We start from the raw sequence: 22,723 nt of genomic DNA, 5'->3' as shown, positions 1-22,723 counted from the left end.
GGGACTGCCGCTGCCTTTTGCTTAGAACTCCCGCAAGCGTCCTACCCCCTCTCCCTCGAAGAGGGGGAGGGATGGGGAGGGGGCAATACGCCTTACCCCGAACCTCACTTCCCCCGCACGAACTTCGGCGTTCCCGCCGCGCTGGGCAGCAGGCGGATGGCGTAGGGGCTGGTGCGGCTCTGCGCCACTGCCTGGGCCGGGCCGGGAACCGTCTCGCGGTAGCCGACGACCAGATCGGCGCCCTTCTGCTGCACGCTGTCGATGCTGACGCCGTAACCCGCCGTGTCGCGGGGGCCGAGGAACACCGCAACCGCCATCCGGCCGCCGGGCAGGGAGGTCGGGGCCGGTTCGCCGACCCGTGCCCACAGCGCCGTCCATTCGGCGCCGTCGCGGGCGACCACATAGGCGCGTTCGGCGGCGCTGCTGTGGTTGCCCTGCCAGACGGTGCCGGCCTCGGCCTGGGCCGGCAGCAGGTTGCCCCCGGCGCGGTCGGTGCCGGTCTGGCAGCCGGCCAGCAGCAGGATGGGGGCGAAAACCAGCGGGATCAGGCGGAGACGGGACGGCAGCTTCATGGGACGGTCAGGCGCTCCGCGGCAGGATCGTCTCGACCAGCGAGGCCCAATAGCCGGCGCCGGTGGTCAGGATCGCGTCGTTGAAATCGTAATGCGGGTTGTGCAGGCGGCAGGACGGACCGCTGTGGCCGCCATGGCCGAGCCAGATGTAGGCGCCCGGCCGCTCCTTCAGCATATAGCCGAAGTCTTCCGCCGCCATGGTCGGGGCGGGGGCCCAGACGACATTCTCCTCGCCCACCACCCTGGCCGCCGCCGCCGCCGCGACTCGCGCCTCCGGCTCGCTGTTCACCGTGGCGGGATAGCCGGGGCGGAAGCGCAGCTCGGCCTTGGCGCCCAGCCCCTCGGCGATGCTGGAGACGAGGCGGGCGAACTGTTCCTGGATGCGGCGGTGGTTCTCTTCGGTGAAGGTGCGCATGGTGCCGAGCATCCGCGCGCCGTCGGGGATGACGTTGGCCGCGGTTCCGGCCTCCACCACCGTGATCGACACCACCGCGCTGTCGGCCGGGTTGGTGCCGCGGCTGACCAGGCTCTGCGCCGCGGTGATGATGTGGGCGGACACCAGCACCGGGTCGATGCCGCGATGGGGCATGGCGGCATGCGCGCCGTGGCCGGTCACATGGATCTCGAACTGGTTGGCCGCCGCCATCACCGGGCCGGGATGGACGGCGATCTGGCCGGCCGGCAGCTCCGGCCAGTTGTGCAGGCCATAGACCTGCTCGCAGTCGAACTGCCGGAACAGGCCGTCGTCGATCATCCGCTTCGCGCCGCCCAGCCCTTCCTCGGCCGGCTGGAAGATGAAGTGGACGGTGCCGTCGAAGTTCCGCGTCTCTGCCAGATAGCGGGCGGCGCCCAGCAGCATGGCGGTGTGGCCGTCATGGCCGCAGGCATGCATCTTGCCGGCATGGCGCGAGGCATGGTCGAAGTCGTTGGCTTCCGGCATCGGCAGCGCGTCCATGTCGGCGCGCAGGCCGATGGCCCGGCCGCTGCCGGTGCCCAGCCCCTTCAGCGTGCCGACCACGCCGGTCCCGCCCAGGCCGCGATGCACCGCGATGCCGAACTCCGCCAGCTTCGCGGCGACGATGTCGGAGGTGCGCTTTTCCTCGAACCCGAGTTCCGGGTGGGCGTGGATGTCGCGCCGCCACGCGGTCATGTCGTCCTGGAAAGCGGCGATGCGGTTGTTGATCGGCATGTCTCTAACACTGGTTGGAACGGCCGGATGCCGTTCTGGGAAGGTGGTGCAATTGTCGTTACGGAAACGGAATGGCTAACCGGGAGCCGCCGTATCGGGAACGGCCATGTCGGGAACGGCCATGCCGCGCCGCACCGCCGGCCGCTCGGCCATGGCATCGTGCCAGCGCTTCAGGTGGGGGAAGCGGTCGAGCAGCCCGCCGCCCGCCACCGCCGCGGCGGCGATGAAAGGGAAGCAGGCGATGTCGGCGATGGAATAGGTGGTGCCGCCCAGGTGCTCCGCGGCGCCCAGCCGGTCCTCCAGCGCCGAATAGCAGCGCATCAGCTCGCCCTTGTAGAGGTCGATGGCGTGGGGGATGCGGTCGGGGGCGCGGGCGGCGAAGCGCTGCATGTCGATGGCGGTCGGGCCGAGGTCGCTGACGCCCAGCATGAACCAGCTCATCGCCTCCGCCCGCTCGTCCTCGTCCTCGGGCAGCAGGCGGCCGGTGCGCTCGGCGAAATGCAGCAGGATGGCGCCGGAACCGAACAGGCGTCGCACCCGGCCGCCCGGCAGAACCTCCACCAGGGCGGGGATCTTGGTGATCGGGCTGATCGCCAGGAAATCGGGCCGCTTGTTCTCGCCGGCGGCCAGATCGACGCGGTGGACGGCGTAGGTCAGCCCCAGCTCCTCCAGCAGGATGGAGGCCTTGCGTCCGTTGGGCGTGGGGAAGCTGTAGAGCGTAAGCATGCGGTGACGGTCCCTGCGCTCTGCACGGGGCGTTTCCCCGGGAGCGATGGCACAGTCTGGCCGATTTGCGCGGCGAACGCCAGCGACAGCGCTGGCAATTCGGCTGACTTCAGAAAAGTGCGGCGCAGCCGTCCGGCTTCACGATGCGGGTGGCCGAGGGCGGGTTGGCCGCCAGCTTGGCTGCCGGACGGATCGGCCGCCGCACCAGCTCGCCCCCGCAGTTCGGGCAGCGCTGCCCCGGCAGCCGGGCGCGGCAATCCGCGCAGAAGGTGCATTCGAAGGAACAGATATAGGCGTTCTCCGCCGCGGGCGGCAGGTCGCGGTCGCAGCATTCGCAGTTGGGGCGCAGGTCCAGCATGGCGTGGTCTCCGGTGTGGGATGCGCCATGAGGATAGCGGGGGACGCGGCGGGTGGAGAGTGGCGCGGATGCCGATGGGCGTGAAGAACCTGCCAAAAGCGATGCGCCCTCCCCAGGGCCGCCTACATCGCCTCCGCCCGGCGGCCGAAGAGGGCGCGCAGCTTGCGGCCGATGGCGCCGCCCAGCATGCCGTGGCCGCCGCCGGCCTTGGGGAACCAGCCGGGATCGTCGGTCTGGAAGCGGCGGATGACATGGACGAAGGCGTCGACCACGTCGGGGTCGAAGTCGCGCCCGGCCCGTTCGACGATCCAGGAGATCGCGTCCTCCACCGCCCAGGCGCTGCGGTACTGGCGGCTGGTGATCAGCGCGTCGAACACGTCGGCCACCGCCATGATGCGGGCGCCGATGGGAATGGCGTTGCCCTTCAGCCCTTCCAGATAGCCCGACCCGTCATAGCGTTCATGGTGATAGCGCGCTATCTCCGCCGCGATGGACAGCAGCGAGCGCCCGCGCAGCGGCACCGCCGCCTCGGCCAGGATGCGGTGGCCGATCTCGGTGTGGCGCTGGATCATCTGCATGTCGATGCCGGTCAACTCGCCCGGCATGCCCAGCGTCTCGTCGGACACGCTCAGCATGCCGACATCGTGCAGCAGGGCGGCCAGCCCGACCTTCTCGACGAAATCGGCGTCCAGCTCGTCACCGAACTTGCCGCGCTGGTGCAGCTCGCGGGCGATGGACCCCACCAGCCTCTCGATGCGCTGCAGGTGGCCGCTGGCGGCGTTGTCCTTGTATTCGGCGAGCGCCCCCATCGCCAGGACGGTGGCCTTCTGCGAGGTGTTCAGCTCCTCGATCAGCAGGGCGTTCTCGAAGGCGATGGAGCATTTGTTGCGGAACAGCTCCAGCAGCTGCCATTCGCGGGCGGTGCCGTCGTTGCGGCCCTCGACATAGATCATGCCGGTGATGCCGCCGTTGGCACGCAGGCGAAGCGCGCAGAAATCCGGCTCGATGATGGTTTCGCTGCTGGGCGACAGCCGCTCCAGCGCAGCCTCCACCCGCGGTTCGCCGAGCGCCGACACCTCGACGTCCTTCCATTTGGCGAAGCGGCCGGTGGAGGCGCGCACGCGGATCTTGCGGTCGCGCGGCAGCGTGTCGCCCTGGATGCACAAAAGCGCATGGTGGCCGATGCCGAGAAGCCCGACCACGCGCGGCAGGATGTTGGGGAACAGCACGTCGGGCGTGCGCATCTCCAGGAGGCCGGTGGTGGCGACCAGCATGCGGGCCAGCCCCTTGCGCCCGGCGGCCAGCGCCTGGAGGCTGGCGAAGGTGCGCAGCTGTCCGGCCACGGCGGCACGGAGCGCTCGCGGCGTCAGCTCCGCCTTCACCCGCCAGTCGCCGACATCGTTGGCGGCGATTGTCTCGTCCTCCGCCGGCATCCCGGCGTCGCCGGCGCAGACCAGGATACGGGTGCGCTGGTTGCCGAGCTCGCGGCGCAGGTGGGTCACCAGATCCAGCCCGGCCCGTTCGCTTTCCAGCGCGATCTCCAGCAGGATCAGGGCGGTGTCGGGATGCTGCTGCAGCGCGTTGCGCGCTTCGGCGGCGGAGGCGGCACCCACCAGCGCGACGCCGGCGCCTTCGATGGACAGCCCGTCCAGCGCCGCCCGCGATGTCGCCAGCAGCGACGGATCGGGATCGACGACCAGGATCTTGAAGGGCGGCTTGGCGACCGGACCGGCCGTCTCCGGCCGTGCATCGTCGTGGAGCATGGCATTCTCAGCGGTTGCGCGTGCGTGCTGCGCGTCCGCCAAAGTAATCCCATATGACCATTCATTCAACCGATGACGAAAGGTCGGCCGGCGATATCCGCGCCTGCGACGATGGAACCACGCCTGCGGCGCCGTGACGTACCGCCCGACCGGAAATGTCGGCCGGAAACCTCAGCCCTCAACCCGCAACGATGGCCGCCACCACCTCGGACGCGAGAAGGGTCGGGTTGACCGGCTTGGAGATGACGCGCGTCACGCCCAGCCTGGCGAAAGCGGCGGCGGTCAATTCGGACGGAACCTTGTCCTCGATGGCCGACAGGATGACGACCGGCATCTCCGGCCGCAGGGTGCGGGCGGCCTTGATCACTTCGAACCCGTCATGGTCCGGCATGATGATGTCGGTCAGGACGAGATCGAACTTTTCCACATAGAGGATGCCGATGGCTTCCGGAGCGCTGGCGCACAGGGTCAGTTCATGGCCCTCGCGGGTCAGGATCGCGCGGATCAGGTTGCGCGTGACCGGATCGTCTTCCACCACCAGCAGCTTTGCCATGCCAGTCCCCGTCGCGTTCATGCCGGGCGCAGGTATAGCGTGAACCCAGGGTTACGCCAGCGGCAAGTTCATGGCCGATCATTGTCATCAAGCGTGCCGAAATGTCACGCGGCGTGCAATGCCGGCTGTGAGAAACGGGCCAATCCGGACCCGCCGGTCTTGGAATGGTCTGTCCGTTTGGGGTAGTGTCCGCCCCGCACCCCACGGACCAACAACGAGCAGACGCAAGACCGATGTTGCTTCCCAACGCCGTCCGCCGATTTGCCGGGGCCGCCTTTGCCGGTTCTGTCCTCTCCACCCTCTTCGCCGTCGCCCTGACTGCCGCGCCGGCCGCCGCCGCCGATCCGCGCCATCTCGGCACCTTCAAGGATTGGAACGCCTTCGCGTTCGAGGAGAAGGGGCAGAAGGTCTGCTACATCTCCAGCCAGCCCAAGAAGACCGAGCCGAAGGCCAAGCGCGGCGACATCTATGCGCTGGTGACTCACCGCCCGTCGGAAAAGACCCTGGACGTCGTCAGCATCATCGTCGGCTATCCGTTCAAGAAGGGCAGCGAAGCCGAGGTCTCGGTCGACGGCAAGGAGTTCAAGCTGTTCACCGACGGCGAGACCGCCTGGGCCCGCGATGCCGAGAGCGACCGCGCGGTGACGGCGGCGCTTCGCGACGGCAGGCAGATGGTGGTGAAGGGCGTGTCCAGCCGCGGCACCAGGACCACCGACACCTACAGCCTGGCCGGCGTCGGGCAGGCCTACGATGCGATCAACGAGGCCTGCGGCGTGAAGCGCTGATCGCCGCAGCGGTTTACTCGGGTTTTTCCCTTCGAGTCTTTTGACTCCGCACGCTCATGGCCCTATGTAATGGGGCCATGAGCGCCTCCAATCATGCCTCCGCCTTCGTTCTGCCGGCGACCGATGCCGACGGACGCAAGAACCTTGTCGGCCTGTCCCGCGAAGAGCTGGAAGCCGAGATGCTGGCCGTCGGCCTGGAAAAGTTCCGGGCACGCCAGCTCTGGCACTGGATCTATCACCGCGGTTCCACCGATTTCGCCGAGATGACCACGCTGGCCAAGCCGGTGCGGGAAAAGCTGGCCGACGCCTATATCGTGGCGCGGCCGACGGTGGTGAAGGACCTGAAGTCGGCGGACGGCACCCGCAAGTGGCTGCTGCGCATGCCCGACGGGCAGGAGGTGGAGAGCGTCCACATTCCGGAGGAGGATCGCGGCACGCTCTGCGTCTCCTCGCAGGTGGGCTGCACGCTGACCTGCCGCTTCTGCCACACCGGCACCCAGCGTCTGGTCCGCAACCTGGATTCGGCGGAAATCGTCGCGCAGGTGATGCTGGCGCGCGACATGCTGGGCGAATGGCCGGCGCCGCCCGACGGGCGCATGCTGTCCAACATCGTCATGATGGGCATGGGCGAACCGCTGTTCAATTACGACAACGTCGCCAAGGCGCTGAAGATCGTGATGGACGGCGACGGCATCTCGATCTCCAAGCGGCGCATCACCCTGTCGACCTCCGGCGTCGTGCCGATGATGGAGCGCTGCGGCGAGGAGCTGAACGTCAACCTCGCGGTCAGCCTGCATGCGGTGACCGACGAGCTGCGCAACCTCATCATGCCCATCAACCGCAAATATCCGCTGCGGGATTTGATGGAGGCCTGCCGCAATTATCCCGGCCTGTCCAACGCCCGGCGCATCACCTTCGAATATGTGATGCTGAAGGGCGTGAACGACACGCCGGCCGATGCGCGGGCGCTGGTGAAGCTGCTGGAAGGCATCCCGGCCAAGATCAACCTGATCCCCTTCAACGAATGGCCGGGCGCGCCCTACGAGCGGTCGACCGCGCGGGCGATCCAGGTCTTCGGCGACATCGTCAACAATGCCGGCTATGCCAGCCCGGTGCGCACCCCGCGCGGCGAGGACATCATGGCCGCCTGCGGCCAGCTGAAGAGCGCCAGCCTGCGCATGACCGCCGCCGAACGCGCCGCCATAGCCGCCGTCATCGCGGAGAAGGACGCGGCGCTGGCGTCGTAAGGGCGGATTGCAGGGCATTGCGAAAGGACGCTTCGACATGGCCGCGGAAGGCAGCGCAATGGGGATCGGACAAGGCGATCCGGTACCGGTGCCCTGCCGCCTGTGCGGTGCCGACAGCGTTCCCAGGTTCGAATTGCTGCTGATGGGGCGTCACCGGGCCGGCTTCTTCGAATGCAAGGGCTGCGGATCGATGCAGACGGAAAGGCCGTACTGGCTGGCCGACGCCTATGCCGATCCCCGTCCTCTCACCGATGTCGGCATCGTCGCCCGCAGCTTCGATCTGTCGATGCGGGTGGACCTGATCCTGTCGATGCTCGGCGTCGGCGCGGATGCCGTCTGCCTCGACTGGGCCGGCGGCAACGGCCTGTTCGCAAGGATCATGCGGGACCGCGGTTGGAACGTCTTCCTGCACGAGCCCTATACGCCGAACTTCTATGTGCCCTTCCATTCCGCCGAACAGGCCGGGGTGGAGCGGGCGGACGTGGTCACCGCATTCGAGGTGCTGGAGCATCTGCCCGATCCGGCGCGCGACATCGAGGCGTTGTTCGGCTTCGATCCGGACATCCTGATCGTCACGACCGAGCTTTACAGCGGACAGGACCGCAGCTGGTATTACTTCGGCGAGAACAACGGCCAGCATGTCTTCTTCTACAGCCGCAAAGGGTTGGAATCGATCGCGCGCCGGCACGGGCGCGGGCTGATCACCGCCGGATCGATGCATTTCCTGCTGCGCTCCAAACCGCGGCGCTGCGCCTATGGAATGGCGGAAATCCATGCGCTGGCCGCCTTGTTGGGGGATCCTGAGCGGCTGCATGCCAAGGCGATGGAGCGGATGTCGGACCATATGCGCTCTCCCTTCCGTCATGCCCTGCGCGACCACCAGGACATTCTCGCCCGGATGCAGGCGGGCGACCTGCCGGCCTGACCGGCGGACCGCCGGAGCCGGCGAGCGGATTGCGCCATCCCCGCTGTCTGTGACAGGGTGTCGCCATCCACGCCAACCAGACCCGGTTCCAGCATCGGCATGCCCGCCCCCATCGAGGACATCATCGCCAAGGCGATCAAGGACGCCGACAAGTCCTTCTTCAACGAGGATTATGCCAAGCAGGCGAAGGCGGTGACCGCCGCGCTGAAGAAGGCGGGGTACGAGGTGGCGCCGGTGAAGCCGCCGCCGGGCTTGGTCGAATGGGCCAAGGACAACATTCCGTTCGGCCGCCTGCGTCCGGCGGAACTGATTACGCAGATGTACTCGATGATGGTCGAGAACGTGCGCCGCTTCGACAAGTAGCGGGGAGCCAAGCGCGACGGCCTGCGACTGGCCGCTTTCGCTGGTATTACCACAGGACCCGAAGGCCGTTTCTTTTCAGCCACTTCCCGCGCTGCGCCAAAATCGTCACACCAGCACTTTCGGCCACCCCCCGCCGTTGACTCGGATGCTGCGTGAGCGTAATTCATTGCGCCAACCAATAGGACGGACAGCCGTCCCAAAAGGGCACGCACCACCCAGCCGCCGCGGCAATCGTCATGTTGCGCCGCGCCCGGCCGCGAACAGAGGACGACGCAATGGCAAACGGCAGCGGTCGGCCGCTCTCCCCGCACCTTCAAGTCTACAAACTCCCGTTGACCGCAGTCATGTCCATCACGCACCGCATCACGGGCGTCGGGCTGGCTGTGGGCACGCTTCTGCTGGTCTGGTGGCTGGTCGCCGCCGCCGCCGGTCCGGAGGCGTTCGCGCGCGCGCAGGGTTTCATCGGCTCCTTCTTCGGCCTGCTCCTGATGTTCGGCTGGTCGGCGGCGCTGTACTACCACCTGTGCAACGGCGTCCGCCATCTGGTCTGGGATGCCGGCAAGTCGTTCGAACTGACCGACGCCGACCGCAACAACAAGGTCGTCCTCGGCGCGGCGGCGGTGCTGACCGTGCTGACCTGGATCGTCGGCCTGGCCGTGTGGTGAGGAGATAAGACATGGCGTCCAATAGCAAGACCCTCCGTTCGCCGCTGCAGGTCGCGCGCGGTCTGGGTTCCGCCAAGCATGGTACCGAACATTGGTGGTCGCAGCGTCTGACCGCGATCGCCCTGGTCCCGCTGACCGTCTGGTTCGTCTTCGGGGTCATCGGTCACCTGGGTGCCGATCACGCCGCCTTCGTCGCCTGGATGAAGTCGCCCTTCTCGGCCGTCATGATGGTCCTCACCGCCGTGGTCACCTTCCACCATGCCCAGTCCGGGCTGCAGATGGTCATCGAGGACTATGTGCATGTCGAATGGCAGAAGATGGCGCTGATCATCGGCGTCAAGTTCCTGTCCTTCGCCCTGGCGGCCGCCTGCGTGCTGGCCGTCGTGAAGATCTTCATCGGAGCCTGACGACCATGGCGACCGCCTACAACATCATCGACCACACTTATGACGTCGTCGTCGTCGGCGCCGGCGGCGCCGGTCTGCGCGCCACCTTCGGCATGGCCGAAAAGGGCCTGAAGACCGCCTGCATCACCAAGGTGTTCCCGACCCGCAGCCACACCGTGGCGGCGCAGGGCGGCATCTCGGCCGCGCTCGGCAACATGGGCGAGGACGACTGGCGCTACCACATGTACGACACCGTGAAGGGGTCGGACTGGCTGGGCGACCAGGACGCCATCGAGTACATGTGCCGCGAGGCCATTCCGGCGATCATCGAGCTGGAGCATTACGGCGTTCCGTTCAGCCGCACGCCCGAAGGCAAGATCTACCAGCGCGCCTTCGGCGGCATGACCGCGCAGTACGGCAAGACCCAGGCCTACCGGACCTGCGCCGCCGCCGACCGCACCGGCCACGCCATCCTGCACACCCTCTACCAGCAGTCGCTGAAGCACGAGGCGGAGTTCTTCGTCGAATACTTCGCGCTCGACCTCATCATGGAGGACGGCGTCTGCAAGGGCGTGCTGGCCTGGAACCTGGACGACGGCACGCTGCACCGCTTCCGCGGCCAGCTGGTGGTGCTGGCGACCGGCGGCTACGGCCGCGCCTATTTCTCGGCGACCTCGGCCCACACCTGCACCGGCGACGGCGGCGGCATGATCCTGCGCGCCGGCCTGCCGCTGCAGGACATGGAGTTCGTGCAGTTCCACCCGACCGGCATCTACGGCTCCGGCTGCCTCATCACCGAGGGCGTGCGCGGCGAGGGCGGCTATCTGACCAACTCCAACGGCGAGCGCTTCATGGAGCGCTATGCCCCGTCGGCCAAGGATCTGGCGTCGCGCGACGTCGTGTCCCGCTCGATGACCATCGAGATCCGCGAAGGCCGCGGCGTGGGTGAGCACAAGGACCACATCCACCTGCACCTGGAGCATCTGCCGCCGGAGATCATCCACCAGCGCCTGCCCGGCATCGCCGAGACGGCCAAGATCTTCGCCGGCGTGGACGTGACCAAGGAGCCGATCCCGGTCCTGCCGACCGTCCACTACAACATGGGCGGCATCCCGACCAACGTTCACTGCGAGGTGCTGTCGCCGACGGCCGAGAACCCGGACCAGGTGGTCCCGGGCCTGATGGCCATCGGCGAGGCGGCCTGCGTGTCGGTGCACGGCGCCAACCGCCTGGGCTCCAACTCGCTGCTCGATCTGGTGGTGTTCGGCCGTGCGGCCGCCATCCGCGCCGCCGAGATCGTCAAGCCGGGCAAGGCCCCGTCGGTCAAGCCGGACTCTTGCGACAAGGCGCTGGAGCGGTTCGACCGCATCCGCAACGCCAAGGGCTCGATCAAGTCGGCCGACCTGCGGCTGGAGATGCAGCGGACGATGCAGAACAACTGCGCCGTCTTCCGCACCGGCGAGGTCCTGGACGAGGGCGTGAAGAAGATCGACGCGGTCTATGCCAAGAAGGGCGAGATCGCCATCTCCGACCGTTCGCTGGTCTGGAACTCCGATCTGGTCGAGGCGCTGGAACTGGACAACCTGCTGGGTCAGGCGGTCGCCACCCTGCACTCCGCCCAGAACCGTCCGGAAAGCCGCGGCGCGCATGCGCGTGAAGACTATCCGAACCGCGACGACGAAGGCTGGATGAAGCACACCGTCATCTGGGTCGCGGACAATGGCGAGACGAAGATCGATTACCGCCCGGTCCACATGTACACCCTGACCGATGAGGTCGAGGTCTTCCCGCCGAAGGCCCGTGTGTACTAAGGCCCGCCGGATAAAGGAAATCAGCCATGGTTGAATTCAACCTGCCAGCCAACTCCAAGGTCGGTGTCGGCAAGACCGTCAACGTCGCGAACGGCGCCAAGCGGGCCAAGAGCTTCAAGATCTACCGCTGGAACCCGGACGACGGCCAGAACCCGCGCGTCGACACCTATGTGGTCGACCTCGACAAGTTCGGGCCGATGATCCTGGACGCGATCATCTACATCAAGAATCAGGTCGACAGCACGCTGACCTTCCGGCGGTCCTGCCGCGAGGGCATCTGCGGGTCGTGCGCGATGAACATCGACGGCACGAACACGCTGGCCTGCCTGAAGGCCATCGACGAGGTTCCGGGCGACGTCAAGATCTACCCGCTGCCGCACATGCCGGTGGTGAAGGATCTGGTCCCCGACCTGAAGCACATCTATGCCCAGCTCGCCTCGATCAAGCCGTGGCTGCAGTCGCAGTCGCCGGCCCCGAGCCGCGAGCGGCTGCAGTCGCCGGAGGACCGCGCCAAGCTGGACGGCCTCTACGAGTGCATCCTGTGCTTCTGCTGCTCGACCTCCTGCCCCAGCTACTGGTGGAACGGCGACCGTTACCTCGGCCCATCGATCCTGCTCCAGGCCTATCGCTGGATCGTCGACAGCCGCGACGAGATGACGGGCGAGCGCCTCGACAACCTCGAGGATCCGTTCCGCCTCTATCGCTGCCACACCATCATGAACTGCACCAAGGCGTGCCCGAAGGGTCTGAACCCCGCCAAGGCCATCGCCGAGATCAAGAAGCTGATGGTCGTGCGCCGCTGATCGCGGGCAGCGTCTGCGACAAGGAAAAGGCGCCCCTTCGGGGGCGCCTTTTTCGTTTTGCGGGCCTCAGACGAAATCCGGGTCGGTCGGGCGCGACGGCGGCAGGTCGTTGCCGGGAGCCGGGCTGTCGGTGGTGCCGGGGCCGCCGGGATCGGGCAGGTCGGGGTTGTCGGTGCCCGGCAGGTCGACGACCGGGACATCCTCGTGAGGACCGGGGAACGGGCTGGGGGCGGTGGTCGGCATGGGATGCTCTCCCTCTGTTGGCCGGTGGCGATTGCGCGCTCTCCCCTATCAACGGCCGACTCCGCATTCCGCTCCATCGCACGGGACGATTGCGTGCGGACCGGTTGACCGGCGGCGGCGAGGGGGTATGCTCTTCGGGAGATCACCAACGACGACGAACCACCAATGGGCGGCGCGAACCGGCGTCGCCCAGCGGACGAACACATTTCTATCCTAGGGAAGGACCAATCATGGGCGGCATGGCAGGCCAGGCGTGGAGCTGGATCCAGGGCGAATGGGTGGAGGGCAATCCGCCGATTGTCGGACCGCTGTCCCACACGCTGTGGCTCTCTTCGACGGTCTTCGACGGCGCGCGCGCCTTCCAGGGCGTGGCCCCCGACCTGGACCTGCATTGCGCCCGCGCCATCCGCTCGGCCCTGGTCCTGGGGCTGGAGCCGATGGTCACCGCCGGCGAGATCGAGGAGCTGTGCTGGGACGGCATCCGCCGCTTCCCCAAGGATGCGGAGCTGTACATCCGTCCGATGTTCTACGCCGATGACGGCTTCGTCGCCCCGGCGCCGGAGAGCACGCGTTTCGTCCTGTCGATCTACGAGGACCCGCTGCCGCAGCCGACCGGCTTCGCCGCCTGCATCTCCACCCGCCGCCGCCCGATTCCGACCATGGCCCCGACCGAGGCCAAGGCGGCCTGCCTGTATCCCAACGCCGGGCTGGCGCTGACCGAGGCGCGCAAGCGCGGTTTCCAGAACGCGATCATGCTGGACGCCATCGGCAATGTGGCGGAGTTCGCCACGTCGAACATCTTCATCGCCAAGGACGGCGTGGTGCGGACGCCGGTTCCCAACGGCTGCTTCCTGAACGGCATCACCCGCCAGCGCGTCATCGCCCTGCTGCGGGGCGACGGGGTGACGGTGGAGGAATGCACCCTGACCACTCGGGATGTGCTGGAGGCCGACGAGGTCTTCTCCACCGGCAACCACGCCAAATGCGTGCCGGTGACCAAGGTGGAGGACCGCAGCTTCGCGGCCGGTCCGATCTTCCAGCGGGCGCGGGCGCTCTATTGGGAATACGCGTTCCGCTGATCGAGCAGAGCCACCGCCGCCCGGCGGTGATGGGCCAGCGTGGCGGCCAAACGGGTCAGCCACGCGTCGGTCCTGCAGGTTGCGGCGCTCAATGCGCGGCGACGCCGGGCGGTGGCGAGGCGCGCCTCGGCCGCGAGGTCCGTGTGCAGGCGGAGCGTTGCAGCGCGCTTGACGGCGTTGGCGCGGGCGGCACCGCCGAACAAAGCGGTGCGCAGCTCGGGCGTCGGCGGGCGGGCGTCATGGGTGCGGTGAAGGCTGTCCAGGCTTGCGGCGCGGTCCATGGAATGGACGGTAGCGCTTGCCGGGGGCGGCGGTAAAGGGAAATTTTCCTAGGAAGGGTTGGGGGTGCGAGAGGCTTTTGCCCCCTCCCTAACCCTCCCCCACCTTCGGTGGGAGAGGGGACTGCCGCCGTGCGTCGACAAAGCTCCTACCCCCTCTCCCTCGAAGAGGGGGAGGGATGGGGAGGGGGCACCCGAAGCCGAACCCTACCTCACTGGCTCGCCCAGATGATCCGCGCCATCCAGGCGACCTCCGACAGCGGGATGCTGCGGTCGGGGTGGGCGCGGTTGATCGACAGAAGCTCGATCCTGGTCGCGGTCTCGCGGATCAGCTGCTTGGCCATCACCTCGCCGCCCTTGGTGCGGACGACGACGCGGTCGTTGCGGCGGATTTGTGCCGCGGGGGACACGATGATGGTGTCGCCGTCGCGATAGACCGGTTCCATGCTGTCGCCGGAAATCTCCAGCGCATAGGCATGCGGGTCGCCCAGGCTGGGGAACAGCAGCTCGTCCCAGCCGCTGCCGGCGGGGAAGCCGGCGTCGTCGAAATAGCCGGCGGAACCGGCCTGGGCATAGCCGATCACCGGAACCCGCTGCAGCGGGGTGGTGCCGGCGCCGTCGCCGACCAGCGACACGAATTCCGACAGGGACGCGCCGGTGGCGTCCAGCACCTTGGAGATGCTTTCCGTCGATGGCCAGCGCAGCTTGCCGTCGCTGGTCGTGCGCTTGCTCTTGTTGAAGGTGGTCGGGTCCAGTCCGGCGCGCCGCGCCAGCCCGGAGGCGGAGAGCCCGTGCTGTGCCGCGAGGCGGTCGATGGCCCGCCAGATGTCCGTATGTTTCAGCATGGGACGATAATCTCATAAATGGGCGACAGCGTCCCTAGGAACTTTTTCATAAATCTATTGACCGCGTCCATTGGCCGGAACATAACGCAAACAGATGGCGCGGCCGCAATCCTGGCCCGGCGCCGCTCTCTTTCAAAAATCCGAAGCCGCAAGGAGACCAGCATGCTGAGTCCGGCCGCCCCCGCTTTGCCCGCCGCCCGCCTGTCCCATGTCGTTCCGCTGCACGCCGGGCCTTACCGTGCCGATGGCGAGCCCTTCGCCGGGGCGGAGGAGGCGTGGTTCTGGGCGGTGCAGGCACAGGACGCCAAGGCGGCCGGCGCGCGCGTCGTCGCCGGCCGCGGGCTGGTCGAGCGGCCCTGCGAACCGCAGGATGTGCTGCGCGTGGTAGACCGGCTGTATCGGGCGCGCAAGCTGCTGCGCGACCACCTGCATGTGCTGGTCCATTACGGCCGCCGCCAGAGCGCACCGGAGCCGGAGCGCTTCCGCGAACAGCGCGCCCATTCCCTGTGGAAGGAAGCCTTCGAGGTGATCGCCCCAGCGCTGCGCGACAAGGGCATCGCCCGATGACGACGGCCCTGACCGGTGCCTGGGTGGTCTATCGCGGGGAGGCGCCGCTGTGGTGGCTGCGGCTGCTGAAGCCGGGTTTCCGCCACTGTCTGGCCCTGCTGAACGACGGGCGGCGCTGGGTGGCGGTCGATCCGCTGGCGGGCTTCACCGACGTCGCGGTGCTGGATCTGCCGGCCGATTTCGACCTGCCGGGCTGGTACCGCGCCCAGGGGCTGACGGTCGATCCCGCCCCGCTGCGCCGCCCCGACGGCCCCGCCCCCTGGGGACCCTTCACCTGCGTCGAGGCGGTCAAGCGCCTGATCGGCCTGCGCGCCCGCTGGGTGCTGACCCCCTGGCAACTGCACCGCCACCTGATCGGAGGAACCCGCGCATGCCCGCATCCGCAGCCGTGAAACCCGCCGCAGGCAGGTCTAAGGACCTGTCGGAGCCGGAGGCCCTGCTGGAGCGTTACCGCGCCGCCCGCGAACGCCGGGCCGTTTGGGAAAGCCACTGGCAGGATTGCTACGACCATGCGCTGCCCAACGGCCGGCCCTTCCGCGGCGACGGAACGCCGGGCGAGCGGCGCGTCGACCGCCTGTTCGACGGCACCGCCCCCGATGCGGTGGAACAGCTGGCCGCCAGCCTGCTGTCGGAGCTGACGCCGCCCTGGTCGCGCTGGTTCGGCTTCCAGCCCGGTCCGGCACTGGTGGGGGCGGAGCGCGACCGCATCGCTCCGCTGCTCGACCGGGCCGCCGGGATCGTGCAGGCCCATTTCGACCGCTCCAACTTCGCGGTGGAGGTGCATCAGGCCTTCCTCGACCTCGTCACCGTCGGCACCGCCAGCCTCCTGATGGAGGAGGCCGCACCCGGCGCGCCGTCCAGCCTGCGCTTCACCGCCGTGCCGCTGGCCGAAGCGGTGCTGGAGGAGGGGCCGGACGGCCGGCTCGACGCCACCTTCCGCCGCAGCGAGGCGACGCTGGCCCAAATCCTCCAGCGCTTTCCCGGTGCGGAGCTGCCCGACGAGCTGCGCAAACAAGCGGCCGACGAACCCGACAGCCGCTTCCCGCTGGTCGAAGCGGTGCTGCCCGACGGCACGGCCTATCGCTGGGCGGTGGTGCTGGACAGCGGGCTGGCCGAGCCGTCCTGGCTGGCGCAGGGGCGCTTCGCCCAGTCGCCCTTCGTCAATTTCCGCTGGCTGAAGGCGCCGGGGGAGACCTATGGCCGCTCGCCGGTGATGAAGGCGCTGCCCGACATCAAGACCGCCAACAAGGTGGTGGAGCTGGTGCTGAAGAACGCCTCCATCGCCGTCACCGGCATCTGGCAGGCGGAGGATGACGGGGTGCTGAATCCCGCCACCGTCCGGCTGGTGCCCGGCACCATCATCCCGAAGGCGATGGGGTCGGCCGGGCTGACGCCGCTGGCCAATCCCGGCCGGTTCGACGTGTCGCAGCTGGTGCTGGACGACCTGCGCGGGCGCATCCGCCACGCGCTGCTGATCGACCGGCTGGGGCCGGTGGAGTCGGCGCGCATGACTGCGACCGAGGTGCTGGAACGCTCGGTGGAGATGGCCCGGCTGCTCGGCGCCACCTATGGCCGGCTGCAGGCGGAGCTGATGACGCCGCTTCTGCTGCGGGCGGTGGCGATCCTGCGCCGGCGCGGCGAGATCCCCGACATCACCGTGGATGGCCGTCTGGTGGAGTTGCAGCACCGCTCCCCGCTGGCGCAGGCGCAGGCGCAGCGCGACGTCCAGGCGGCGCTGCGCTGGCTGGACAGCGTCAAGGCGCTGGGGCCGGAGGCCGAGACCGCCGTCGACGCGGCGGCGACCGCCCGCTGGCTGGGCGAGGCCTTCGGCGTGCCGGCCAAGCTGATGCGGGCGGAGACCGGGGCGACCCCGGATGCCGAGTTGTCCAATGCCGGGGTCCCCAATGGCTGAGCCGCCGATGGTCGAACGGGCCGGCTGGGATTGGCTGGAGACGCCGCCCCCGGCCGGTCCAATCCCCGCCGCGGCGGCCGGGACCGATCCGGCGCCCAGCTTCGCCCGCTGCTTCGCCGGCGGCGACGGTGCGCGGGTGCTGGCGGTGCTGCGGGCGATGACGCTCGACCGCGCGCTGGGACCCGACGCGCCGGAGGCCGCCCTGCGCCACCTCGAAGGACAGCGCCAGCTGGTCGCCACCATCCTCGCGCTGATCGCGCGCGGGCGGGCGGGCTGACCGGCGGCATGCCCTTCCCCCTTTCCCTATCCTGCAGGAGTTGATGATGGCCGACACTCTGCTGACCGAGGCATCCGCCGCCGCACCCGCTGCCGATGCGGTTCCGCCGCTGCCGATCCCCGAGAAGTTCCGCGATCCCAAGACCGGCGCGCTGCGCGTCGAGGCGCTGCTGAAATCCTATCTGGAGCTGGAGCACCGGCTTTCCCAATCCCAGCAGCAGCAGCCGGCCGAGTCGGCCGTGGCGCCTCCCGACCCCGCGTCCTTCGATCCGGCCAGCCTCGATTTGTCCAGCCTCGATCCGGTGCAGCTTCGTCGCCTGCTGGGCGCGCCGGAGTCGGCGGAGGGCTATTGCATCGCCTGCGACCATGGGCTGTTCCAGCCGGACCCGGAGATCAACGGCCGCCTGTTCGAGGCCGGCTACACCCCGGCGCAGGCGCAGCTTCTGTACGACCTCGCGGCCGAGCGGATGGTCCCGCTGATCCAGACCGTCGCTGCCGAGTTCCAGGCGGAACGCGAGGTCGAACGGCTGGTCGCCCGGTTCGGCGGCGAGGAGCGCTGGCGCGAGGTGTCGCGGCAACTGCTGGCCTGGGCCGGCAAGACTCTGCCGCCGGCCGCGGTCGAAGGGCTGGCGACCTCCTACGAAGGTGTCATGGCGCTCTATTCGATGATGACCGGCAGCGAGCCGTCCGCCCTGTCGATGGCGGGATCCCGCCCCGGCGGCGGGGATGGCGAGGCCGAACTGCGCACCCTGATGCGTGACCCCCGCTATTGGCGCGACCGCGACCCGGCGGTGATCGCCCGCGTCACCGACGGCTTCCAGCGGCTCTATCCCAGCCAGGGCTGAGGCAGGTCGGATGCGGTAAAGCTCTGACACTCAACATCGATCGCCCTTGCCCGGCAGGCCTTTCCGCTTCGGTGGAAGATACGGCCGGGCAAGTCTGCTTGAAACATCGCTGCCTGTAATCGCTAAGAAAGCTTCAGGCGAGGCAAAGCGCCGCAGTCTGCAACCTTCGTATCGATTGGACGGCCGTCTGTTGCGCGTGCGAAGTAAAAATTAAATTGCACGATTGAAACGAAGTCGTCACTTTCCCAAAACGACTAACCATCCGTTATCGTAACGGATAAGAGAGCGACGCCAGGCACGATGACGCTGCGCCGCAAGATTCGCTGGCTGACCTGGATCGGCCTGATCGGCTGCCTGATGGCGGCGATCCCGGCGCTCTACCTGTTGCGCCAGGGCATGATCGCCGAACGCGAACGGGTCGCAGCCGCGCTGGTGGAGTCCGCGGGCGGGCTTCTGCGCGACCTGGACCGGTCGGCCGCGTCGGGCGCCATGTCGGCCGAGGAGGCGCGCGACCGGGCGCAGACGGCCCTGCGGGCGCTGGCGGCCAAGCCTTTCCACGTCACGATTTTCACGGACGGCGTCGTTCGGCCCGGCTGGCCGCCGATGGATCGCTCCGTGACGGCCGAAGGCCGGTTCGAACCATGGGGCTGGGCCATCGCCGCTGCCGGCGATGTCGGCGATCTCGACCGCGCCTTCCTGATGGAGGCGTCGGGATTCCTGCTGTTCCTGGCGGTGTTGCTGGTGCTGAGCTGGCCCGGATCGCTGTTCCTGTCGCAGCATGTCGTCGGCCCGCTGGAAATCCTGTCCGACCGCATGCGCCAGCTGACGGAGGGGCGGACCGACATCGACATTCCCGGCCGCGAGCGTCGCGACGAATTCGGCGCGATGGCCCGCGCCATGGAGTTCTTCCGCCGTGCCGCCATCGCCCTGATCGAACGGGACGAGCGGCTGGCCGGCATCATGAACAATGTCAGCGAGGCGATCCTGCTGGTCGATGCCCGCGGCCGGATCGAGGAGCACAATCCCGCCGCCGTCGCCCTGCTCGGCGTACCTGCCGAAAAGCTGCGCGGGCGTCCGCTGTCCAGCCTGTTCGCCGCCCCCGACCGCGCCCGGATCGAGTCACTGCTGGCCGCCATGGCCGGTGACGCGGAGACGGCGGCGCCGGTGCGGGAGCAGGCGCTGGGGATCGAACGGCCCGGAGAGGGCGGCCGCATCGACGCCTCGCTCAGCGTCTCGCCGCTGGTGGTGCGGGGGCGGCGTGGTTTCGTCTGCGCGCTGGCCGACGTGACCGACCGGCTGCGGCACGAACGCGAGCTGATTCGGCTGGCCACCCGCGACCGGCTGACCGGCCTGCCCAACCGGGCGATGATCGAGTCGCGGCTGGAAAAGGCGGTGGAGCGCAGCCATCGCGACCGCCGCCCCTTCGCCGTGCTGTGCCTGGACCTGTCGCGCTTCAAGCTGATCACCGACACGCTGGGCCATCAGGCCGGCGATGCGCTGCTGCAGGAGGTGGCGCGGCGGATGGCCGCCGCCGTCCGCCCGGACGATCCGGTCGGCCGCATCGGCACCGACGATTTCGCCGTGATCGTCGAGGATATCCGCGGCGCCCAGGAGGCTGCGGCCATCGCCGAACGCATCCTCGATTCCTTCGACGCTCCGGTGACGCTGCCGGGCTGCGAGCATTATGTCCGTCCGGCGGTGGGCATCGCCGTCTACCCCGACGATCTGGCGGGGGCTGCGGGCTGGAACGCGGCGGCTGACGTCATGGACCCACAGGCGTTGCTGCGCGCCGCCGAGACGGCGCTTTATGCCGCCAAGCGGATGGGCGGTCGCCGCCATGCCTTCTTCCGCCCCGAGCTGGCCGAACAGGCGCGGCGCCAGCTGGCGCTGGACGGCGACCTGCGCGCGGCGCTGGCGCTGAAGCAGTTCCGCCTGCATTACCAGCCGAAGGTGTCGTTGATCGACTTCTCGCTGGAGGGGTTCGAGGCGCTGCTGCGCTGGGAAAAGCCGGGGCAGGGGCCGGAGCGGGCAACGATGATCCCGCCCGGCGAGTTCATTCCCGTGGCGGAGGAGACCGGCTTCATCGTTCCGCTCGGCGACTGGGTGCTGGACGAGGCCTGCCGGCAGATGCGCGAGTGGCTGGATGCGGGCATGGAGCCGGTGCCGGTCGCCGTCAACATCTCGCCCAAGCATCTGCGCAACCGCAGCGCCGATGATTTCCGCCGCATCATCGACCGCCATGGCCTGCCCCCCGGATTGATCGAGCTGGAGATCACCGAGGGTGCCGTGATGCAGGACCTCGACCATGCGCTGAGCGTGCTGGCGGCGCTGAAGGCGATGGGCATCCGCGTGGCGGTGGACGATTTCGGCACCGGCCATTCCAGCTTGAGCTATCTGAAGCGGCTGCCGATCACCACGCTGAAGATCGACCGCTCCTTCATCAACGGCGTGCCGAACGAGCGCGAGGATGCCGGCATCGTGTCCACCATCATCGCCATGGCCGACATGCTGGGCCTGCATGTGGTCGCCGAAGGGGTGGAGAAGACCGAGCAGGCCAATTTCCTGCGCCACCACAACTGCACCCAGGTGCAGGGCTGGCTGACCGGCCGCCCGGTGCCGGCGGACGCCGCCTGCGGGCTGCTGACGGAACGGCTGCGGCAGATCGCGTGATCAGGGGGGCGTTTCGCCTTCGGGCGCCTTCTTGCGCCGCTGGCGCGGGACGGTCAGTTCGGCGAGGGTGACGGGGCGGAAATTCCACACATCGACGCCGACATCGATCTGCCGCGGCTGCGGCTTCAACTGGCCATGGCTGTGGCCGTGCAGGTTCAGCGCCTTGCGGTGCATGCCGTTCCAGCTGCGGAAGGCATAGTGGCACATCACCAGATCGACGCCGTCCAGCGTCAGTTCGGCGTAATGCTGCACGCTGGCCCAGCCGGGCAGCGCCAGCGTGGCCGGGCCGTCGTTGTTGCCGGCGATCAGATGCTTGGTGCCGTTCAGCCGGCCGAGCAGCTCCGCCATGGCGTCCGGCCGCATGTGCAGGGCGAAGTCCCCGAGGTGCCAGACCTCGTCGCCGGGGCCGACGGTGGCGTTCCAGTTCGCCTCCATCGCCGCGTCCATCTCGGCCGTCGAGTCGAAGGGGCGGCGGAAGCGCCCGCGGGCGCCGCCATGGCCGAAATGGGTGTCGCTGGTGAAATAGACGGTCATCGACCGGTCAACGCCGCCGTGCGGCGGGCGGTTCCCTGCACCAGGGTCTCACCCGCCGCGCGCCGGTTCGCAGGCTTCAGTGCTTGTGATCGTCCGCCGCCGGGTCGAGGAAGCGGTGCAGGTGGACGATGTAATAGCGGGTGTGGGCGTCGTCGATGGTCTGGCCGGTGGCGCCGCGCCATGCCTTGTAGGCGTCCTCATAGCTCGGGAAGATGCCGACGATGTGCAGCTTCGACGGATCGACGAACTGGTCCGAGTCCGGACGCACGAGTTCGCCGCCGAACACGAGGTGGAGGAGCTGTTTGTCGGGCATGGCCTTTGGTCCTTGTAACCGGGGGGTGAGGGGGAGTTATGGCTGTCTTTGCGCCGGCAGGCCGGCTGATGCGTCGCATTCTCATATCCGCCGGCCGGGCGCCGCTTCAAGCCTGTTGACAGGCCATTCGACCGATGCCACCACGGAACTGCGGCATTCTCAGGATCAGGATAAAGAATCCGTCCCTTTGCCGCAGACGACAAGCGCCGAAATTACGGCCGAACACTGCGAGGATCGAGCGATGGCAAGTGGTCATACCGCGACTCGGGAGAAACATGGGCGTGAGGTTCGGGTCTGGGACCTGCCGACCCGGCTGTTTCATTGGGCGCTGGTCGCAGCGGTGGCTGTCGCGATTCTGTCGGCCGAGCTTGGTATGCTTCCCATTCATATGTTGGCGGGGGAAACAGTCCTAATTCTCGTGCTGTTCCGGCTGGCCTGGGGCGTGGTGGGCAGCCAGACCGCACGCTTCGCCGATTTCGTGAAGGGGCCGGGCGCCATCCTGGACTATCTGAGGCGGTCGCGGGCGGGCGGGGAAGCCGCCTTCACCCTGGGGCACAACCCGCTGGGCGCGCTGATGGTGGTGGCGCTGCTGCTGGTCCTGCTGGTCCAGGCGTCGAGCGGCCTGTTCACCAGCGACGATATCCTGGTCGACGGGCCGCTGGTGCCGATGGCCTCCGGCGCCACGGTGGCGGCGCTGAGCACGGTCCACCGCCTGCTGGCCAACGGCATCTTCGTGCTGGTCGGGCTGCATGTGGCGGCTGTGTTCTTCTATCTGCTGGTCAAGAAGGACAATCTGATCCGGCCGATGGTGACCGGCCGCAAGAGCCTGCCCGGCCGCCTCGCGACGGCGGAGCCGTGGCGGGCGCCTGCGGCATTGGCGCTGGCGATCCTGGTCGCGTCGGCCGGACTGGTCTTCCTGGTGCTGCGCGCCGCCGGCTGAACCCGCCTCCTCCCCCGGATGCGGACATATGTCATTGGTTGTGTGCGACAACTCGTCGTCTATGGCTGGACGCCT

The 22,723-nt window shown here is 68.4% G+C and carries 27 protein-coding genes; 16 read left to right on the top strand and 11 right to left on the bottom strand.

Going from position 1 to position 22,723, the window contains the following annotated elements; all coding sequences use genetic code 11:
- Window positions 1-104 precede the first annotated feature (104 nt).
- From AZOLI_RS12340 to AZOLI_RS12315, 6 genes are all read right to left on the bottom strand, one after another.
- Window positions 105-572 (bottom strand): protease complex subunit PrcB family protein, encoded by a 468-nt coding sequence (locus AZOLI_RS12340; RefSeq protein ID WP_014248988.1) that lies wholly within the window; start codon window positions 570-572, stop codon window positions 105-107.
- A 7-nt stretch (window positions 573-579) separates the two neighbouring features.
- On the bottom strand, window positions 580-1,761 hold the full coding sequence (locus tag AZOLI_RS12335; RefSeq protein ID WP_014248987.1) for a M20 aminoacylase family protein: 1,182 nt from the start codon (window positions 1,759-1,761) through the stop codon (window positions 580-582).
- A 75-nt stretch (window positions 1,762-1,836) separates the two neighbouring features.
- Window positions 1,837-2,487, bottom strand: coding sequence for a glutathione S-transferase family protein (locus AZOLI_RS12330; protein WP_014248986.1), 651 nt, complete (start codon window positions 2,485-2,487; stop codon window positions 1,837-1,839).
- 109 nt (window positions 2,488-2,596) lie between these two features.
- The gene (locus AZOLI_RS12325) at window positions 2,597-2,845 is read right to left on the bottom strand and encodes a DUF1272 domain-containing protein (RefSeq protein WP_014248985.1); all 249 of its coding nucleotides are present in this window, start codon (window positions 2,843-2,845) and stop codon (window positions 2,597-2,599) included.
- 122 nt (window positions 2,846-2,967) lie between these two features.
- Window positions 2,968-4,608, bottom strand: a complete 1,641-nt coding sequence (locus AZOLI_RS12320) for an HD domain-containing phosphohydrolase (protein WP_014248984.1) — start codon at window positions 4,606-4,608, stop codon at window positions 2,968-2,970.
- Window positions 4,609-4,786: 178 nt separating this feature from the next.
- On the bottom strand, window positions 4,787-5,161 hold the full coding sequence (locus AZOLI_RS12315; RefSeq protein ID WP_014248983.1) for a response regulator: 375 nt from the start codon (window positions 5,159-5,161) through the stop codon (window positions 4,787-4,789).
- Window positions 5,162-5,394: 233 nt separating this feature from the next.
- On the opposite strand from AZOLI_RS12315, the gene AZOLI_RS12310 reads away from it, so the two are divergent.
- The 8 genes from AZOLI_RS12310 (at window position 5,395) to AZOLI_RS12275 (ending at window position 12,146) form a co-directional block, all read left to right on the top strand.
- Entirely contained in the window at window positions 5,395-5,946 is a 552-nt protein-coding gene (locus tag AZOLI_RS12310) for an invasion associated locus B family protein (protein ID WP_014248982.1), read from the top strand.
- A gap of 77 nt (window positions 5,947-6,023) precedes the next feature.
- Window positions 6,024-7,193, top strand: a complete 1,170-nt coding sequence (gene rlmN, locus AZOLI_RS12305; RefSeq protein WP_014248981.1) for a 23S rRNA (adenine(2503)-C(2))-methyltransferase RlmN — start codon at window positions 6,024-6,026, stop codon at window positions 7,191-7,193.
- A gap of 58 nt (window positions 7,194-7,251) precedes the next feature.
- Window positions 7,252-8,118 carry a class I SAM-dependent methyltransferase gene (locus AZOLI_RS12300; protein ID WP_044550115.1) on the top strand — a complete coding sequence of 289 codons (867 nt, stop codon included), beginning with the start codon at window positions 7,252-7,254 and terminating at the stop codon, window positions 8,116-8,118.
- A 99-nt stretch (window positions 8,119-8,217) separates the two neighbouring features.
- Window positions 8,218-8,481 carry a hypothetical protein gene (locus AZOLI_RS12295; protein WP_014248979.1) on the top strand — a complete coding sequence of 88 codons (264 nt, stop codon included), beginning with the start codon at window positions 8,218-8,220 and terminating at the stop codon, window positions 8,479-8,481.
- Between the two features lie 275 nt (window positions 8,482-8,756).
- Entirely contained in the window at window positions 8,757-9,146 is a 390-nt protein-coding gene (gene sdhC, locus AZOLI_RS12290) for a succinate dehydrogenase, cytochrome b556 subunit (protein WP_014248978.1), read from the top strand.
- An 11-nt stretch (window positions 9,147-9,157) separates the two neighbouring features.
- Window positions 9,158-9,553 carry a succinate dehydrogenase, hydrophobic membrane anchor protein gene (gene sdhD, locus AZOLI_RS12285; protein ID WP_014248977.1) on the top strand — a complete coding sequence of 132 codons (396 nt, stop codon included), beginning with the start codon at window positions 9,158-9,160 and terminating at the stop codon, window positions 9,551-9,553.
- A gap of 5 nt (window positions 9,554-9,558) precedes the next feature.
- Window positions 9,559-11,343 carry a succinate dehydrogenase flavoprotein subunit gene (sdhA, locus tag AZOLI_RS12280; protein WP_014248976.1) on the top strand — a complete coding sequence of 595 codons (1,785 nt, stop codon included), beginning with the start codon at window positions 9,559-9,561 and terminating at the stop codon, window positions 11,341-11,343.
- Window positions 11,344-11,369: 26 nt separating this feature from the next.
- On the top strand, window positions 11,370-12,146 hold the full coding sequence (locus AZOLI_RS12275; RefSeq protein WP_014248975.1) for a succinate dehydrogenase iron-sulfur subunit: 777 nt from the start codon (window positions 11,370-11,372) through the stop codon (window positions 12,144-12,146).
- Between the two features lie 66 nt (window positions 12,147-12,212).
- Here the strand turns inward: AZOLI_RS12275 and AZOLI_RS32875 are convergent, their stop codons facing one another.
- Window positions 12,213-12,389: a hypothetical protein gene (locus tag AZOLI_RS32875; protein WP_014248974.1), complete on the bottom strand. Its 177-nt coding sequence runs from the start codon at window positions 12,387-12,389 to the stop codon at window positions 12,213-12,215.
- Between the two features lie 230 nt (window positions 12,390-12,619).
- Here AZOLI_RS32875 and AZOLI_RS12270 point away from each other — a divergent pair, with 230 nt between their 5' ends.
- A complete protein-coding gene (locus tag AZOLI_RS12270) occupies window positions 12,620-13,468 on the top strand; it encodes a branched-chain amino acid aminotransferase (protein ID WP_014248973.1) in 849 nt (282 codons plus the stop codon).
- Here AZOLI_RS12270 and AZOLI_RS12265 read toward each other — a convergent pair.
- Together AZOLI_RS12265 and AZOLI_RS12260 are read right to left on the bottom strand one after the other, a co-directional pair.
- Window positions 13,444-13,749, bottom strand: a complete 306-nt coding sequence (locus AZOLI_RS12265) for a hypothetical protein (protein ID WP_014248972.1) — start codon at window positions 13,747-13,749, stop codon at window positions 13,444-13,446. The two genes, AZOLI_RS12270 and AZOLI_RS12265, sit on opposite strands and share 25 nt — an antisense overlap.
- A gap of 209 nt (window positions 13,750-13,958) precedes the next feature.
- A complete protein-coding gene (locus tag AZOLI_RS12260; protein WP_014248971.1) occupies window positions 13,959-14,591 on the bottom strand; it encodes a S24 family peptidase in 633 nt (210 codons plus the stop codon).
- A 162-nt stretch (window positions 14,592-14,753) separates the two neighbouring features.
- On the opposite strand from AZOLI_RS12260, the gene AZOLI_RS12255 reads away from it, so the two are divergent.
- The 6 genes from AZOLI_RS12255 to AZOLI_RS12230 all read left to right on the top strand — a co-directional run bounded on the left by AZOLI_RS12255 (window position 14,754) and on the right by AZOLI_RS12230 (window position 20,861).
- Complete coding sequence (locus AZOLI_RS12255) at window positions 14,754-15,158, top strand: hypothetical protein (protein ID WP_014248969.1); 405 nt, start codon at window positions 14,754-14,756, stop codon at window positions 15,156-15,158.
- The gene (locus tag AZOLI_RS12250) at window positions 15,155-15,550 is read left to right on the top strand and encodes a hypothetical protein (RefSeq protein ID WP_014248968.1); all 396 of its coding nucleotides are present in this window, start codon (window positions 15,155-15,157) and stop codon (window positions 15,548-15,550) included. The genes AZOLI_RS12255 and AZOLI_RS12250 overlap by 4 nt, the downstream gene beginning before the upstream one ends.
- Window positions 15,529-17,070, top strand: coding sequence for a portal protein (locus tag AZOLI_RS12245; protein ID WP_044550111.1), 1,542 nt, complete (start codon window positions 15,529-15,531; stop codon window positions 17,068-17,070). Before AZOLI_RS12250 ends, AZOLI_RS12245 begins: the two co-directional genes overlap by 22 nt.
- Window positions 17,063-17,347, top strand: a complete 285-nt coding sequence (locus tag AZOLI_RS12240) for a hypothetical protein (protein WP_014248966.1) — start codon at window positions 17,063-17,065, stop codon at window positions 17,345-17,347. The genes AZOLI_RS12245 and AZOLI_RS12240 overlap by 8 nt, the downstream gene beginning before the upstream one ends.
- A gap of 43 nt (window positions 17,348-17,390) precedes the next feature.
- Entirely contained in the window at window positions 17,391-18,191 is an 801-nt protein-coding gene (locus tag AZOLI_RS12235; protein WP_244442481.1) for a capsid assembly protein, read from the top strand.
- Window positions 18,192-18,491: 300 nt separating this feature from the next.
- Window positions 18,492-20,861, top strand: coding sequence for an EAL domain-containing protein (locus AZOLI_RS12230; RefSeq protein ID WP_014248963.1), 2,370 nt, complete (start codon window positions 18,492-18,494; stop codon window positions 20,859-20,861).
- Here the strand turns inward: AZOLI_RS12230 and AZOLI_RS12225 are convergent, their stop codons facing one another.
- Together AZOLI_RS12225 and AZOLI_RS12220 are read right to left on the bottom strand one after the other, a co-directional pair.
- Window positions 20,862-21,395 carry a metallophosphoesterase family protein gene (locus AZOLI_RS12225; RefSeq protein ID WP_014248962.1) on the bottom strand — a complete coding sequence of 178 codons (534 nt, stop codon included), beginning with the start codon at window positions 21,393-21,395 and terminating at the stop codon, window positions 20,862-20,864.
- A gap of 76 nt (window positions 21,396-21,471) precedes the next feature.
- A complete protein-coding gene (locus AZOLI_RS12220; protein WP_014248961.1) occupies window positions 21,472-21,708 on the bottom strand; it encodes a DUF4170 domain-containing protein in 237 nt (78 codons plus the stop codon).
- Here AZOLI_RS12220 and AZOLI_RS12215 point away from each other — a divergent pair.
- The gene (locus AZOLI_RS12215; RefSeq protein WP_343206304.1) at window positions 21,608-22,648 is read left to right on the top strand and encodes a cytochrome b/b6 domain-containing protein; all 1,041 of its coding nucleotides are present in this window, start codon (window positions 21,608-21,610) and stop codon (window positions 22,646-22,648) included. The genes AZOLI_RS12220 and AZOLI_RS12215 overlap by 101 nt on opposite strands.
- The last annotated feature ends 75 nt before the right edge of the window (window positions 22,649-22,723 follow it).

It is taken from the genome of Azospirillum lipoferum 4B (assembly GCF_000283655.1).
GTDB lineage: Bacteria > Pseudomonadota > Alphaproteobacteria > Azospirillales > Azospirillaceae > Azospirillum > Azospirillum lipoferum_C.
This window is presented reverse-complemented; position numbering and strand designations above follow the sequence as displayed.